This window comes from Methylobacterium sp. 1030, from assembly GCF_040544715.1.
GTDB lineage: Bacteria > Pseudomonadota > Alphaproteobacteria > Rhizobiales > Beijerinckiaceae > Methylobacterium.
The window spans coordinates 49358-63456 of record NZ_JBEPKM010000004.1 but is presented as its reverse complement, the minus strand read 5'-3'; the positions used below and the strand labels follow the sequence as shown (position 1 = coordinate 63456).

Annotated in this window: 10 protein-coding genes; 4 read left to right on the top strand and 6 right to left on the bottom strand. The window is 72.7% G+C overall.

Going from position 1 to position 14099, the window contains the following annotated elements; genetic code table 11:
• Nucleotides 1-145 precede the first annotated feature (145 nt).
• Nucleotides 146-6499, bottom strand: a complete 6354-nt coding sequence (locus ABIC30_RS06635) for an autotransporter outer membrane beta-barrel domain-containing protein (RefSeq protein WP_267965806.1) — start codon at nucleotides 6497-6499, stop codon at nucleotides 146-148.
• Between the two features lie 598 nt (nucleotides 6500-7097).
• Between ABIC30_RS06635 and ABIC30_RS06630 the strand changes: the two genes are divergently transcribed.
• The 3 genes from ABIC30_RS06630 to ABIC30_RS06620 all read left to right on the top strand — a co-directional run bounded on the left by ABIC30_RS06630 (nucleotide 7098) and on the right by ABIC30_RS06620 (nucleotide 8615).
• Entirely contained in the window at nucleotides 7098-7421 is a 324-nt protein-coding gene (locus ABIC30_RS06630) for an ArsR/SmtB family transcription factor (protein WP_020095886.1), read from the top strand.
• Between the two features lie 315 nt (nucleotides 7422-7736).
• Nucleotides 7737-8162 carry a YeeE/YedE family protein gene (locus ABIC30_RS06625; protein WP_020095885.1) on the top strand — a complete coding sequence of 142 codons (426 nt, stop codon included), beginning with the start codon at nucleotides 7737-7739 and terminating at the stop codon, nucleotides 8160-8162.
• 3 nt (nucleotides 8163-8165) lie between these two features.
• Complete coding sequence (locus ABIC30_RS06620) at nucleotides 8166-8615, top strand: DUF6691 family protein (protein WP_042673736.1); 450 nt, start codon at nucleotides 8166-8168, stop codon at nucleotides 8613-8615.
• A gap of 248 nt (nucleotides 8616-8863) precedes the next feature.
• Here the strand turns inward: ABIC30_RS06620 and ABIC30_RS06615 are convergent, their stop codons facing one another.
• The 5 genes from ABIC30_RS06615 to ABIC30_RS06595 are packed head-to-tail and all read right to left on the bottom strand — an operon-like array spanning nucleotide 8864 to nucleotide 13551.
• Nucleotides 8864-9751, bottom strand: coding sequence for a VOC family protein (locus ABIC30_RS06615; RefSeq protein WP_020095883.1), 888 nt, complete (start codon nucleotides 9749-9751; stop codon nucleotides 8864-8866).
• A 52-nt stretch (nucleotides 9752-9803) separates the two neighbouring features.
• The gene (locus ABIC30_RS06610) at nucleotides 9804-10751 is read right to left on the bottom strand and encodes an efflux RND transporter periplasmic adaptor subunit (RefSeq protein ID WP_354454493.1); all 948 of its coding nucleotides are present in this window, start codon (nucleotides 10749-10751) and stop codon (nucleotides 9804-9806) included.
• A 57-nt stretch (nucleotides 10752-10808) separates the two neighbouring features.
• Nucleotides 10809-11018 carry a DUF1656 domain-containing protein gene (locus ABIC30_RS06605; protein ID WP_020095881.1) on the bottom strand — a complete coding sequence of 70 codons (210 nt, stop codon included), beginning with the start codon at nucleotides 11016-11018 and terminating at the stop codon, nucleotides 10809-10811.
• The gene (locus tag ABIC30_RS06600) at nucleotides 11015-13057 is read right to left on the bottom strand and encodes an FUSC family protein (RefSeq protein WP_020095880.1); all 2043 of its coding nucleotides are present in this window, start codon (nucleotides 13055-13057) and stop codon (nucleotides 11015-11017) included. The genes ABIC30_RS06605 and ABIC30_RS06600 overlap by 4 nt, the downstream gene beginning before the upstream one ends.
• Complete coding sequence (locus tag ABIC30_RS06595; RefSeq protein WP_020095879.1) at nucleotides 13054-13551, bottom strand: MarR family winged helix-turn-helix transcriptional regulator; 498 nt, start codon at nucleotides 13549-13551, stop codon at nucleotides 13054-13056. Before ABIC30_RS06595 ends, ABIC30_RS06600 begins: the two co-directional genes overlap by 4 nt.
• Before the next feature lie 384 nt (nucleotides 13552-13935).
• Between ABIC30_RS06595 and ABIC30_RS06590 the strand changes: the two genes are divergently transcribed.
• Nucleotides 13936-14097, top strand: coding sequence for a YjiS-like domain-containing protein (locus ABIC30_RS06590; protein ID WP_244435356.1), 162 nt, complete (start codon nucleotides 13936-13938; stop codon nucleotides 14095-14097).
• The last annotated feature ends 2 nt before the right edge of the window (nucleotides 14098-14099 follow it).

The window sequence follows — 14099 nt, the reverse complement described above, 5'->3', positions numbered from 1 at the left end:
GCCGCATGCCCGACTCCTTCGGTCCTGGCCGATCCTCTCAATCAGCCCGGTCCAGAGCCAGTCGGTCAGGTCACACCGGCCTGTCCGTCACGCCCGCTTCGTCACCTCCGCCCACGCGACGTCCCTGGAATGCTCCACGTCGCGCTCAGAAGCGCAGCTGCATCCGAGCAGTCCCCGCATGCGAGAGGAAGTGATCGCCGACTTGACCCTGATACTCGCCGGTCACCTCGATGCCGCCACCGAGGCTGATCTGAAAGCCCAGCCCCATCTCGCCGAGGCGATCGGGGATCGACGATTCCGTAGCGAACAGGCCGAGAGCGCCGGTCCCCTGGAAGCTCGCCCTGCCGGTGAAATGGTCGTCCGAGAGGAGCGTCACGCCGAGGATACCGTAAGGCCGGATCCAGCGCCCCGCATCGAGGTCGATCCGGCCGCCGATCTCCAGCATCGGGCTGAACGCCACCAGCGTCTTGGCGACCGGTCGCATGTCGAGGTTGAAGCCGGGGGCCCCGGTCTCTGAATAGGCGGGACTGTAGCTGTAGAGCAGATCCAGATCCGCGTAGGGCTTGAGATACCAATCGCCGAACAGGACTTGGTAGCTTGCCCGCAGCCGCCCGCCCGCCGAGAGGATCCCGGACTTGCTGCGCGCCGTGGCCGTGGCGCCGCCGAAGTCGATCAGGCGCCTGTTCTCGGCCCAGGAATATCCGAGATTGGCCGATGCCGCGAGCAACCAGGGGCCGATCTGGTGCTTGAGCGCCGCCGAGACATCGCCGGCATCGCTGGTCGTCCCGGTGATCCGGTCGGGATCGCTCTGGATGGCGCGGGTGTAGGCGCCGGTCAGACCGAAGAACCAGTCAGGGGCGAACTCGGTCTGGAGGCCGGTCTGGTAGCTGAGGGCGGTCTGGCGATAGCCGCCGTCCTCCGCGGTCGCGGAAAGGGTCGTGTGGGCGCTCGTGATCCGCCCCCAGACACACTCGCCCTCACGCAGGAGCGTGCCGGTGCCGCTGAAGGCCGGACAGCTCATGGCCCGCTGAAGACCTTTGCGGGTGTCGAGCGTCCGGTCGGTCAGGCTGTCCTGGTTGGACTCGGGCTTCAACTCGTCGAGGGCAGCGGCGTAGGCCTTCTGGCTGTCGACCGAGAGGAAGCGCCCGTAGAGCGTTCCGAGCTGCCTGGTATTGCCGTCCCAGGCATCCTGCAGGCCCTGCGCGACGCTGCGCTGGTCCGGCGTGAGCGTGACGCCCGTCGGCTCCGTGAACCGGGCTCTCGGGACCAGGGAGAGGGTGTCGCCCGACGCGACGATCGACCAGGAGATCGGAACCGCGCCGGAATGGAGGCTGCTGCCGACAGCCATGGCGCCGCTCTCCACGACCTGACCGGCCCGGAGGAAGGCGTACCGGCCGGGCAGCAGCCCGTCGATCAGATGCGGCTCGACGAGGCCCTTCAGTGACGCGGTGCCGGTGACGGTGAGGAGATCGGCGCGCAGGGCCCCCTCCGGCGCCAGGGGCGCCACGTCGACGAGCATCCGCCCGTACGCGCTCTGCTCGAAATTGCCGGTCACCGTCGCTCGGGCGACCTTGCCGACGCCGCCGATGTCGAGGGTGGCGCTGTTGTGCAGGCGGCCGTTCGGCCCCAGGGCGATGACGCCTTCGGGTCCGGTGCGCAGGATCGCCGAGGTCCCACCCGTGTTCTGGAAACCGCCGTTGACGAAGGTGACGCCCCCCGCCTGGCCGGCGGCCAAGTCCACGTCGCCGATCACGGTGCCGTAATTGTTGATCTCGCCGGCGGAGAACGCGCCGACGATGGCCCGGCCCGAAGCCGCGCTGACCACGGCGCGCCCGCCGATCACGATCGTAGTGGAGCGCCCGCCGTCGATGCGGATCGCCGCCCCGGTGCCGCTGCCGCCCGTGACGAGGCCGTTCACCTGGAGGTTGATCCTGCCGCCCCGCTCCGGGTCGGGTTCGAGGCTCCCGTCGGTGCGTTGGACGCCGGACTGGACGAAGATCGCGTTCGCGTCGCGGCCCGACGCGATGATCGATCCGGACGACGCGACGGAGATGTCGCCGCCCTTGCCGGTCGCGTTCAGACGGCTCTGACCCGACGCCCCGGCGGCCGGGCCGGCGAGGTCCAGGAGCAGGCCGCCGCCGCCTCCGAGGCTCTGGGCGAGGAGGCCGTGGGACTGGGCGCCCGACGTGCGGATCGCGCTGCCCTCCTCCAGCGTCACCCGGATCGTCCCACCGTTGCCGCCGGACCCGTCGCGCAGTGCGTAGGGCACCGCGTATCCCATCGCCTGGTGCGCGCCGCCGTAGCCACCGCCGCCGCCGATCGACTGCAGCAGCAGCGCCGGCGCCGCGTCGCCGACGGTGGAGACCTGCGCGCCCGCGGTCAGGCTCACCCCGACCGGGCCGCCGCTCCCCGAGGCGCCGCCCGCGCCGCCGATCCCGAACGTGTAGCGGTGGCCGCCCGGGCCGGCCGCCACCGAGGCGAGACCGCCGCCACCGCCGATGCTCTGCGCCAGGATGCCCACCGCCCCGAAGCCCGTCGTGGCGACCGTGCCGGATTGCACGATCGTCACGCCGCCACCGTCGCCCGCCACGCGCCCGGAGCCGCCGAGCGTCAGGCTGCCGGATCTCTCGGAGACGCCGGCCGGATCCTCCGGTGGGGCGATCCGCTCGATGTCGAGCGCGGCGAGCAGGGCGTCCGCCAGCGCCTGCGCGTCGCTCTTCGTCCCGCTCTTCGCCTCACTCTTGGTCTGGCTCTGAACCTGGCTCGCGGCCGGCTCCTTGGATGATTCCGTCCCCTCCGCCGCAGCGGCGGGGGTGGCAGCGGCGGGAGTGTCGGCCTCGGCGGAGGGCGCCGAGAAGCTTCCGCCACCGCCGCCGATGCTCTGGGCGACGACGGCATGCGCCTCGGCCCCGGCGGTGGTCACCGAGCCGTGGTTATCGACCTGGACAGATCCGCCCCGGGCGCCGGTCCCTCCCGATCCGCCGACGGTCAGGTTGAGCGTCAGGCCCTTGTTCGCTTGGCTGCCGGCGACCGTTGCGCCGACGCCGTTGCCGCCGCCGCCGCCGATGCTCTGCGCGTAGAGGCCGTAGGCGGCATCGTCCGCGGTGGCGACGGAACCGGTGTTCACGATCTTGGCCGTGCCGCCGATGTTGCCGCTGCCGCCCGTGCCGCCGAGCGTCGCCGTCACGGTCGTCCTGTTGGTCGCCTCCGCGTAGGCGAGGCCACCCTGGCCGCCGCCGCCGCCGATGCTCTGCGCCAGGATGCCGTGCGCGCCGATCCCCATCGTCCGGACGGTGCCGCCGTTCTCGACCGAGACGCGACCGCCGTTCCCGCCCTGCGCGCCGCTCCCGCCGAGCGACAGGGTGAACGCCACGTCGGGCAGCTTGGTGGCGCCCTTCTTCTGCGCGTCCAGATAGCTCGAGACGCTGCCGCTGTAGGACTTGAGCGCCTTGCCGAAATCCGAGTTCTTGAGCTGATCCGCCAGGCCCTTGTACGTGTCGCTGGACTTGATGTCCTTCAGGAATCGATCGAGATCGTCCTTGTTCTCCTTGTCCTTCGCCCACTCCTGGTAGGCGGCGACACCGATCGTCTTCTTGATCTGCGTCCAGATCGTTCCGACGGTGTCGGGGTCGGAAACGTCACGCGCCGCGACGCTGCCGCCCATGCCGCCGCCGCCGCCGACGCTCTGCGCCACGATCCCGTGCGAGCCGTCGCCGCTGGTCGCGATCAGGCCGCCAGCGGCATTGGTGACGGTCACGTCCCCGCCGCTGCCGCCGCTGCCGCCCTGGCCGCCGAGCGTCAGGCCGACGGTGAGCTTGCCGACGGCCGATCCGGACACGGTGCCGCCGTTGCCGCCGCCCCCGCCGATGCTCTGCGCCTCGATGCCGTGGGCGTCCGACCCCCCGGTCGTGATCGCGCCCCGGTTCGTCACCGTGACCGCGCCGCCGACATTGCCCTTGCCCTTCCCGCCGCCGATCGTCTCCGTCACCGAGAGGGTATCGGCGATCGGAAGCTTTCCGACGAGGCCGTTCAGGGTCTTGTCGAAGGAGAAGCCGGGGGCCGCGAGGCTCGCGGCGTTGCCGCCGTTGCCGCCGCCCCCACCGATGCTCTGCGCGAGGATGCCGACCGCGCCGGCTCCCCCGGTGGTGACGCTGCCGGACTGCGTGACCGTGACCGCGCCGCCGATCCCGGCGACGCCCGCGGTGCCGCCGACGCTCCGCGCCACCGTGACGTTCTGCTTGAGGCTCAGGCTGTTGCTCGTCGCGGTCGCGCCCCCGCCATTGCCGCCGCCCCCGCCGATGCTCTGGGCCTGGATGCCGATCGCGCCGTCCCCGGACGTGCGCACCGCGCCGCTATTCGCGGCGGTGACGGTGCCGCCATTGCCGCCGCCGCCGCCCGTCCCGCCCAGCGTGGAGGTGGCGGACACGGCCATCTGGCCCGGCGGGGCGACCGCCAGCGCGTAGGCGGCGGCATCGCCGCCGATCCCGCCGCCGCCGCCGACGCTGAGGACCAGCAACCCCGCGGCCGCGTCGCCGTAGGTGGTGACCCGGCCGGCATTGATCACGCCCGCCGGGCCGCCATTGCCGCCGTCGCCCCCCGAGCCGCCGATCGCGGTGGAGAAGGCGAAGCTCGGCAGCGACTGCCCGCTCGGCGTGGCCAGGGGCGTCGTGATCGCCGTCGCGCTGGCCAGGCCGCCGACACCGCCGCCGCCGCCGATGCTGAGGACGGCCAGGCCGTCCGCTCCGAGACCGGCGGTGGTCACGGTGCTGCTGCTCTCGATGCGGGCCTCGCCGCCGTTGCCCCCCTTGCCACCGGATCCGCCGATCGCCCACGAGGCGGAGAGCGCCGCGCCCACCGCGATGCTCCTGACGTCGCCGCCGGCGCCGCCGCCGCCGCCGATGCTCTGCACCAGCACGGCCGTCGATCCCGCCCCGCCGGTCTCGATCGCGCCGGCCCGGCCGGTGAAGCGCGCGAGACCGCCATCACCGCCGCCGCCGCCGCTGCCGCCCAGGCCGACCGCGAAGAAGGCCCCGGCCGGGAAGGCGCCGCCACCGCTGCCGCCGCTGCCACCGATGCTCTGCACCAACGCCCCGAAGGCCGAGTCGCCCTCGGTCGTGATCCGGCCACCCGCGTTGACGATCTCCGCGGTCCCGCCCGCGCCCCCGGTCCCGCCGGCCCCGCCGCGGCCGAACCAGAGCGAGATGCCTCCGGCCCCGCCGCCGCTCCCGGGCGCCACGTCGAGGGCCGCGAGCGGCAGGGCCGAGAGGGCGCTGCCGCCGCCGATGCTCTGCGCCACGAGGCCGGTCGCCCCGGCGCCGGACGTCGTCACCGTCCCGCTGTTGGTCAGGGTCACCGATCCGCCCGGGGCGGCATCGCCCCCGCCGCCGCCACCGAACACGCCGCCGCCGCCCTTGCCGCCCGGCCCGCCGACCGATTGCGCGACGAGGCCGAGGGCGTAGTCGCCCGCCGTGACGATCGTGCCGCTCTGGGTCACCGTGACGGTCCCGCCGTCACCGCCCCGGCCACCGGGCCGGCCGCCGGCATCGGGCTGTATCCCGCCGTCGCCGCCGATGCTCTGGACGAGGCCGCCGAGGGCAGAGTCGCCGGAGGTCCGGATGGTCCCGGCCATGTCGAGGCGCGCGGTGCCGCCCGCGCCGCCCGGCGTCACGAAGGGGTTGCTGTAGAAGGTCCCGGACCCGCGGATCGAGCCCGCGCCGCCGATGGACTCAACAATCACCGCGGTCGCCCCGACACCGTCGGTCGTCACCTGCCCGGAGCGTGTCACCGTGAGCGCGGCCGCGCCGCCGGCGCCGCCCCGTCTGGAGGCGGTCTGGTCGGCGTCGGTGCCCCCGCGGCCGGCATCGCCGCCGACCGCACTGACCCGGACCCCCAGGAAGGCCTGCCCCTCGGTCGCGACGCGGGACGACAGGGTCAGGGTCGCCGGCCCGGCATCGCCGCCGGCGCCGACATCCTTCTGGGCGTCGCCGCCGTTCCCACCCCGGGAGAAGACCCAGAACCGCGGGATCGGCCGGAACTGGAGCTGGGAGACGCGGGCGCGCGTCGTGTAGCCGACCTGATCCCCCTCTCCGCTCACATCCTCTCCGAGCGTCACCGCGACGGCACCGCCGCGCCCACCGCTCGCGCCCGGGACGGATGCCAGCCCCACGATCGCGTCGCCGCGCCCGCCCGCTCCGCCCACCGAACCGGTCCGGATCGTCGCGGCGAGGTCGTTGCCGGCGGCCGCGGCATCGACATTGATCAAGGACAGGTCAGGGCCGTCAGCACCGGCCGTCGCGACGACATTCGACGCGATGACGTTGGCTCTACCATCGCGGCCGCTGGTGGCGGTCACCACCTCGGGCCGAGGTCGCTCCGCGGCGCGCGCCGGCAGGTCGAGGACCAGGACCAGGCCGGTGCTGGCCGCGACGACGAGCCGTCCGCCATCGCGGATCTGCCGGTCGCGGCGTGGGACACAGAGCTGACCTGGCCGGTGACCCATCAGGAACGCGTCTCTCTGCGCCGCTGTCTCAAGAAAAAATCCGGGCCCTCGCGGCTCAGGGCACCCAGCGATCGTCCACACGAAGTTTTGAATGCATTCCTCTTACATGGTTAACAAAACGTTTAGAACGATCTGTCGGGCCGATGATGGTCCTATTTTTCCCAATTCTGGAGCAATTGTGCGGACCGAGATCGATATTTCTAACAGCGACCGAACCCATATTTCTTGGCGAATTCACGATTTTTAGTATCTGAGTCCATGTTTAAATGCCCTCAGATATTCGAGGCCGCGCCTGGAGCGAATTGAACGCGTCTCGGGTGCAGCAATGTAGGTGCGGTGGATTTCAGACGGTCGGCGTTTCCCACCCCGTCGGGGGACGCGTTTCACACCGCCACAGGCCGGAGACGGAACAGGAATGACGGCTGTCCCTCGACGACCGTCCTGCCGGGTCTCGTCGCCGTAGCCGGCCGTCGGAACCGGACAGGCTCGCCGAGCTGCTCGGTGAGGCAAGGCGCGCGCCGGCGTGGCAAATGGCGACGCCCGCGATATATTAGGATCCGCTAAATAAGAGACCCTGAGAGCGCCCGGATCCGGACCGATGGACGTCGTCACGCCGAACGAACTGCTGCGCCTTCAGGACAGGGCCGGCGACGCGGCCCGTCTGCTCCGTCTCCTCGCCAACGAGAAGCGCCTGCTCATTCTGTGCCTGCTGGTCGCCCGCGGCGAGATGGACGTGACGAGCCTCGCCGAGGCGGTCGGACTCAGCCAGTCTGCCCTGTCGCAGCACCTCGCCAAGCTGCGGGAGGACGGGCTGGTCGCGTACCGGCGCGAGAGCCAGACGCTTCACTACCGCCTGGAGGATCCCCGGGTCGCCCGCGTGCTGGCGACCCTCAAGGACATCTTCTGCCCGGAACTCGCCTGACCGCGTCAGCCACGCAGGATCTCCACCGCGAGTCCCGAACGGTCCGGCCGGTTGCGCAGCCGCAGGCTCGGCCCGCTGCGGCGTGACGCCATCGCGGCGATGGCGAGAGCAAGCCCGCAGCCCGTCGCGCGCGGCGATCGCGGAGGAAGCCCGCGCGCTCCGGGAAGCCGGCCGGCGCGTCGCTCCGGCGCTCGCAGCGCTTGCCGCAGAACATTAGGGTGCACTAAATAAGAGCCGTCTAATGTTATCGCGCGGGACAGCGTTCTCCGCCGCCGAGCCGGGCCTCGCCTGGACCGGAGCTGTGGGCAGATCGAGATGGATGACTTCACCGCAGTCAGCGCCCTTATCGGCGGAGCGATGATCGGCGCATCCGCGTCGCTCCTCCTCCTCCTCACCGGGCGCGTCGCCGGCATCAGCGGCATCCTCGGCAGGCTCCTGGTCCCGCCCGCGCGCGGGACCGCTTGGCGGGCCGCCTTCGTGGCGGGCCTCGTCCTGGCGCCGGTCGCTTACAGGGGTCTCGGGGGCGACCTGCCGCCGGTGACGATCGGGGCGTCGTTCCCGCTCCTCGTCGTCGCGGGCCTGCTGGTCGGCTTCGGCGCGCGCCTCGGATCCGGCTGCACCAGCGGCCACGGCGTCTGCGGCATAGGCCGCGGCTCGCCCCGCTCGCTGGCCGCCACCGGCACGTTCATGACCGTCGCGATCCTCACCGTCCTCGTCGCGCGGCGTCTCGTCGGAGCCTGAGCCATGGCCAAGACCGTCTCCGCCCTCGCCGTCGGCCTCCTGTTCGGCCTCGGCCTCCTCGTCTCGGGCATGGCCGACCCGGCCAAGGTGCGCGCCTTCCTCGACGTGACGGGCCGCTGGGACCCGAGCCTCGCCCTCGTCATGGCGGGTGCCGTCGCGGTCTCGGCCGCCGGTTACCGCCTGGCGCTGCGGCGCGGCCGGCCGGTGCTCGCGCCCAGGTTCGATGTCCCGACCCGGCGCGACCTCGACCTGCGTCTCATCGCCGGAGCCGCGATCTTCGGCCTCGGCTGGGGCCTGGTCGGCCTCTGCCCCGGCCCCGCCCTCACCATCCTGACGGTGGCCCCGGCCGAGGCCCTGACCTTCGTGGCGGCGATGGTCGCCGGCATGCTGCTGTTCCGCCTCGTGCCGCCGGTGCGTCCGAAGCCGAAGGCCGTGCCGGGAGCCGGCGCCTGAAGCGCACCGCTCGGGCAAGCGGGTTCGCTGCGTCGGGATCGGACGCTCCCGCCATGTCGTCCGCGTGCCGGCGTCGCCCTGCGCTCGCGGTCCGACAGCCCCAAGGCGACGCTCTGCGGGCGCGGCGGGCACGGCTCGGGTCCGGAATCCGGCATCGCTCCGGTGGTGGCGGCCGCGACGGCGATGCGGCTCCAGCCTTCGGGTCTCGCGCTCCGCGCATCGCGCCCGACGGAGCGTCGGCGGCGCTGTCAGTCGGTGGGCTGGAGCCGCAGAGCCATGCCCCAGGGATCGCGGACAACGAGCGCGCCGTCGTCCGCGCCGAGGGGCGCGTCGGCCTCGCGCAGACGGTCTCCCGTCGATGCCAGGGTCGGTCGATCGACCAGCAGCACCACCTCGGCGAGGCCCGTCCGCCCCTCGGATCTGACGGCCGCACCGCGGCTGTTCCAGACGTTGCCGGCCAGCTGATGGTGGTAGCCGCCGGAGCCGAGGAACAGGGCTCCCGGATAGCGGCACATCACGTCGAAGCCGAGCAGGTTCGCGTAGAAGCGCTCTGCCGCTCCGAGGTCGCCCACCTGGAGATGGACGTGCCCGACGCAGGCGGCGGCCGGCATCGCCGACCAGGGACGCGTCGCGGCACCGACGATCCCGGCCTGATCGAGCCGTTCGTTGCGCATCACGACCGAACCGTCCGACGCACGCGGCCACGCCGATGCCGGGCGATCGACGTAGATCTCGATGCCGTTGCCTTCCGGATCGTCGAGGTAGACGGCCTCGCTCACGAGGTGGTCGGCGCCGCCCGTGAGCGCGATGCCGTGCCTCTCCGCGTGCAGGAGCCAGGCACCGAGGTCGCTTCGGTCGGGCAGCAGGAACGCCGTGTGGAACAGGCCGGCCTCGCGCGGGTCCCGTGACCGCGCGTTCGGGTCACGGCGCAGGACGAGGCGCGTCGCGTCGCCCGTCCCGAGATGCACGGCACTCTCGGTCTCCGAGAGGATGCCGAGCCCGATGATGTCCCGGTAGAACCGCGTGAGCGCGTCGAGGTCGCGCACGGCCAGGGTCACCGCACCGATCCGGTACGGCGCCTCGGCCAGGACGCGGTCCGGCCCGGCCTGGGGCCGGCTCGAAGCGGGTGTCGCCATGGTTCGTCTCCCGATCTCTGTCCGTCCGGCAGGTGGGATCGCCGGCCGGTCCTCAGCGGCTTCTCGTCTCCCGGGCGGCGGGCTCCGGCGCCCCGCGCCAGGATCCGAACAGGCTGAAATGCGGGGTCCCGCCCTCGGACGCGACCGCGACCGTCGCCGTGCGGCCCGCGACCAGGCGGGTCTCGTCGGGAACGTCGTCCAGCTTGATCCGCACCGGGATGCGCTGGGCCAGCCGGACCCAGGCGAAGGTCGGGTTGACGCTGGCCAGCAGGTTCGAGCCCGCCGTGCGCTCGCGATCCTCGATGCCGCCCGCGAAGCTCTCCACGCGGCCGTTCAGCGTCGACGTCTCGCCCATCAGGCGGACGCTGGCCTTGTCGCCGACATGGATGCGCGGGAGCTTCGTCTCCTCGAAATAGCCCTCGACGCGCAGCGTGTCGCTGTCGATGAGCGCCATCACGCCCCGTCCGGTGGACACGTAGGTGCCGGGACGCAGCTCCATGTTGGTGATGCGCCCGTTGACCGCGGCCTTCACCGCGGAGCGTTCGAGGTTGAGCTTGGCGAGGTCACGGTCGGCCACCGCCTGCCCGTACGCCGCCCTGGCCTCCAGGTCGGTCGCCCGGGCGGCCTCGACCCTCTGCTGGGACGCGGCGGCGTCGCTGAGCTTCTGATAGCGGACGTAGTCGGCGGCGGCCCGCTCGGCGGTCGCCTGCTTGCCCTCGACCACCGCCTCCGCCTGGCGCAGGGCGAGATCGAAGCGCTCGGGATCGATGCGGAACAGCACGTCGCCCCGCTTCACCACCTGGTTGTCCGCCACCAGCACCTCGGTGACGAGGCCGGAGACGTCGGGGGCCACCTGCACCACGTCGGCGCGCACGCGCCCGTCGCGGGTCCACGGCGCCTCCATGTAGTAGTCCCACAGCGCCAGCCCGACGACGATCGCGGCGGCGACCGTCCCGAGGGTGACGAGGAGGCGGAACGAGAGGGGGAGAAGCCGGGGCATGGAGGGATCCGGAAGGTGTGGGCAGGGCGAGACCGGGCGGCCGGACGAGCCCGCCGGTCAGGAGGTGAGAGGGACCGCGACCGAGACGACGAGGCCGAGGAGCACGACGTAGAGGGCGAGGTCGAACAAGGGCCGGTGCCAGACCATGCGGTAGAACCCGGTCCGGGCCAGCACCCGCCGCACGAGCAGGCTCAGGGCGAAGGCGATCAGCATCCAGGCCGCGAGGCTCGGCACGAACACGCCGTACAGGTCGACTTCACCCGTCATGCCGCGAGCTCCGGATGCGTGGTGGTGGGCAGCGTCGACCGGTAGGGCGGCGCGTCCGGGAACAGGCCGCGCCGGACGCCGACGAGACCCATCAGCGCGGCCCGGCCGGCCGCCCGCCGCACGTCGCGGGAGACGGCGTCGAGGGCCCCGTCGACGGCCTCGAGCAGGCCGGGGGCGGGCTTCCCCGGCTCGGCCGCGAAGTGCCGCGACAGCGCGACGAGGAGTGCCTCGACCGCCGCCCGGGCCGGCTCCGAGAGCTGCCGCCGGTCGCGCCGCAGTTCCACGACGTTGATGCCGACCCGGACCTCGGCGAGGAGGTCGGCGGTCCATTCCGCGTCGTCGGACGGCAGGGCGGCCAGCCGCGGCGCGATCAGGCCGACCCGATCGAGCATCAGCGCGGCGAGTTCGAGACCGTTCTGCGCGCCCTGGCGCCCGGCGGCGCGGGCGAGGCTGCGGCGGTTGACGGCCCGCAGGCGCCGCGCCGACCAGCCGGCGCCGACCGAGCGGACGAGGCGCGTGACGATGGCCGCGACCCACATGCCGACGATGACCGCGACGGAGGCGTTGGTGAAGGCCGCGAAGTCCCCCGTGTAGCTGCCCTGGAGGGCGATCATGGCCGAGCCGTTGACCGCCGCGCCCATCGCCAGGGGCGCGGTCCTCGGCTGGGCCATGAACACCCCGCAGGCCAGGAGGGCCGGGGCCAGCGCCAGGGCCAGCATCTCGAAGGTGGTGGCCAGCGGCAGGACCGCGAACAGGTAGGCGCCCGCCCCCAGGGCGCCGACGATGGCCGAGTTGGCGAAGCTGACGATGAACGGGGCGGGATCGTCCTGGGCGGCGAAGAAGCAGCAGCCGACCGCGGCCATCATCGGGGCCGCCGAGCCGTGCGGCCATCCGGTCGCGATCCAGATCGCGCAGGTGACCAGGATGGTCAGGAACACGCCCAGGGCCGACAGCAGCGCCATGCCGTGGTCGCGGTGGCGGATCGTGCGCGCCGCCGCGGTGTACCGGAAGGTCAGGTCCTCGGTGACCGGCGTCCCGTCCGCGATGTGCCGCTGCAGGATCCGCGCGTCCTGGCGCAGGTCGATGAAGTCGCGCAGCCGCGCCAGGAGGCTCGCCAGCACGAGGGCGTCCCAGGACGGCCGCTCCCCGAGCCCGGGTTCGAGGGCGTCCGCGTCGGCCTTCAGGCGGTCGGCCTCGGCCTGTTCGGTGGTTCCGGAGGCGAGCCAGGCGGCCATGGCGTCGAGGAGGGTGCGCAGGCGCTGCGGCAGCGCGCTCGCCCGCTCCAGCGTCTCGATGCGGTCCGAGACCGCCGAGGCGATGGGCAGGAACATCAGCATGTGCTGGCGCAGGGTCGCCATGGCATCCGCCGAGCGTTCCGCGCCGGTCATGTCGTAGCGCAGCGGCGTCGCCAGGGCATCGAACGCGACCGCGTCCGAGGCCAGCTTCAGCCGGGTGGCCTGCGTGTCCGTCGTCGCGCGGGTGCGGCCGAGGACGTCGATGACCCAGCCCCGCGCGTCGCGCAGCCAGAGGTCGAGCCGGCCGGAGATCACCGGCGCCACCGATTGCGGCAGCACGATCGTGTTCACGAGGCTGGCGCAGAGGATGCCGAGGGTGATCTCCTCGGCCCGGGCCACCGCGACATCGAACATCGTCCCGGGATCGCCCACGGCCGGGAAGCCGATCAGCGCCGCCGTGTAGCCGCCGAGCATCATCAGGTAGCTGCGCGGGGTGCGGTCGAGGAGGGAGAAGTACAGGCACGTCGCGACCCAGGTCGCGATGGCGAGCGTCAGGAGTTCCGGCGCGTTCACGAGGTTCGGCACGAGGGCGACCGTGACCACGGCCCCGAGCAGGGTGCCGAGCACCCGGTAGAGCGCCTTGGAGCGGGTGGCGCCGGCCAGTACCTGGCTGGTGATGTAGACGGTGCCGAGCGCCCAGTAGGGGTTCGGCAGATCGATCCAGAACGCCAGGAACAGGGCCAGCATGCCGGCACCGAAGGTCTTGAGCGCGAAGGCCCAGTCGCGCCAGCCGGGGAGCGTCATTCCGCGGCCTCGCCGCGACGCGCCCCGGCCTCCGCCCCGTCGAGCCCGGCCTCGCCGCGGAGATGATCCTGCAGGGCCTGGAACACCCGCAGGCCGGCCTCCAGGTCCGCGGCGCTCACGGTCGCGAACACCGTCTCCCTGAGGCGCTCGAGATCCGCCTCGATCCGCGCGACGACCGCCTGTCCCGCGGGCGTCAGGGTCAGCACCTTCGCGCGGCGGTCGGTGGGGTCCTCCCGGCGCGCGACGAGGTCCGCCTTCTCCAGTTGATCCAGGAGCCGCACCAGCGACGGCCCCTCGATGCCGATCGCGTCCGCCAGGGTGGTCTGGCGCGGCTCGCCGCCCATGCGGGCGATCAGCACCAGCGGCAGGGCCTTGGCCTCCGAGATGCCGTGGGCCTCGGTCGCCGCGTTGGCCAGGCGCCGCCACTGCCGTCCGGAGAGCAGCAGCGTGTGGGTGTAGGCCAGACGGAGCTGCCGTAGGGTCTTGGCTGCCATCTCAAGCCTCCCGGCGGATCGTGGTGACGCGCATCGGGCGGCCCCGCACCGATATTGATAGTAACCTATCGATTGGCGCGGCGCTGTTCAAGGGCGCGCGCCGGCGGGCCACAACGCGCGGTGGTCCATCCCGCGGATCTTCGAGGCCGGAAGCCCGGTCCGCGAGGAACGCGACGCCGGCCTCGGCGATGCGCCCCTCGCGGCCGATGAGCCGACGCCGGCGCCGTCTCCGCCTGGGACGTCCCGGCAACGCGGCGTGTGCGGCCGGGGGGCTCCCACCTTCCCGCCCATGCGGCGGGCCAGGCGCCCGGGCGACCGTGACCTTCGTCACGGTCGCGGAGCGGCGCACAGGGCATGTCAGTCTCCGCAGGCCAGGAGGATCAGATGACGGCTCCGTTCTCCCTCATCAGGCGATGGCTCGACTGCCGTCGCGCGCGGAGCGAACTCGCGTCGTTCAGCGAGCGCGACCTCGCGGATCTCGATCTCGTCGGCTGTGACGTGAAGCGCATCGCCTCGGCGCGGTCCGTGCGGAGAGGCGCGGCCTGAGG

Excerpts from the sequence above, each read along its gene's own strand:
- ABIC30_RS06635 (WP_267965806.1), bottom strand. The coding sequence starts at position 6,499 with ATGGGTCACCGGCCAGGTCAGCTCTGTGTCCCACGCCGCGACCGGCAG.
- ABIC30_RS06630 (WP_020095886.1), top strand. The coding sequence starts at position 7,098 with ATGGACGTCGTCACGCCGAACGAACTGCTGCGCCTTCAGGACAGGGCC.
- ABIC30_RS06625 (WP_020095885.1), top strand. The coding sequence starts at position 7,737 with ATGGATGACTTCACCGCAGTCAGCGCCCTTATCGGCGGAGCGATGATC.
- ABIC30_RS06620 (WP_042673736.1), top strand. The coding sequence starts at position 8,166 with ATGGCCAAGACCGTCTCCGCCCTCGCCGTCGGCCTCCTGTTCGGCCTC.
- ABIC30_RS06615 (WP_020095883.1), bottom strand. The coding sequence starts at position 9,751 with ATGGCGACACCCGCTTCGAGCCGGCCCCAGGCCGGGCCGGACCGCGTC.
- ABIC30_RS06610 (WP_354454493.1), bottom strand. The coding sequence starts at position 10,751 with ATGCCCCGGCTTCTCCCCCTCTCGTTCCGCCTCCTCGTCACCCTCGGG.
- ABIC30_RS06605 (WP_020095881.1), bottom strand. The coding sequence starts at position 11,018 with ATGACGGGTGAAGTCGACCTGTACGGCGTGTTCGTGCCGAGCCTCGCG.
- ABIC30_RS06600 (WP_020095880.1), bottom strand. The coding sequence starts at position 13,057 with ATGACGCTCCCCGGCTGGCGCGACTGGGCCTTCGCGCTCAAGACCTTC.
- ABIC30_RS06595 (WP_020095879.1), bottom strand. The coding sequence starts at position 13,551 with ATGGCAGCCAAGACCCTACGGCAGCTCCGTCTGGCCTACACCCACACG.
- ABIC30_RS06590 (WP_244435356.1), top strand. The coding sequence starts at position 13,936 with ATGACGGCTCCGTTCTCCCTCATCAGGCGATGGCTCGACTGCCGTCGC.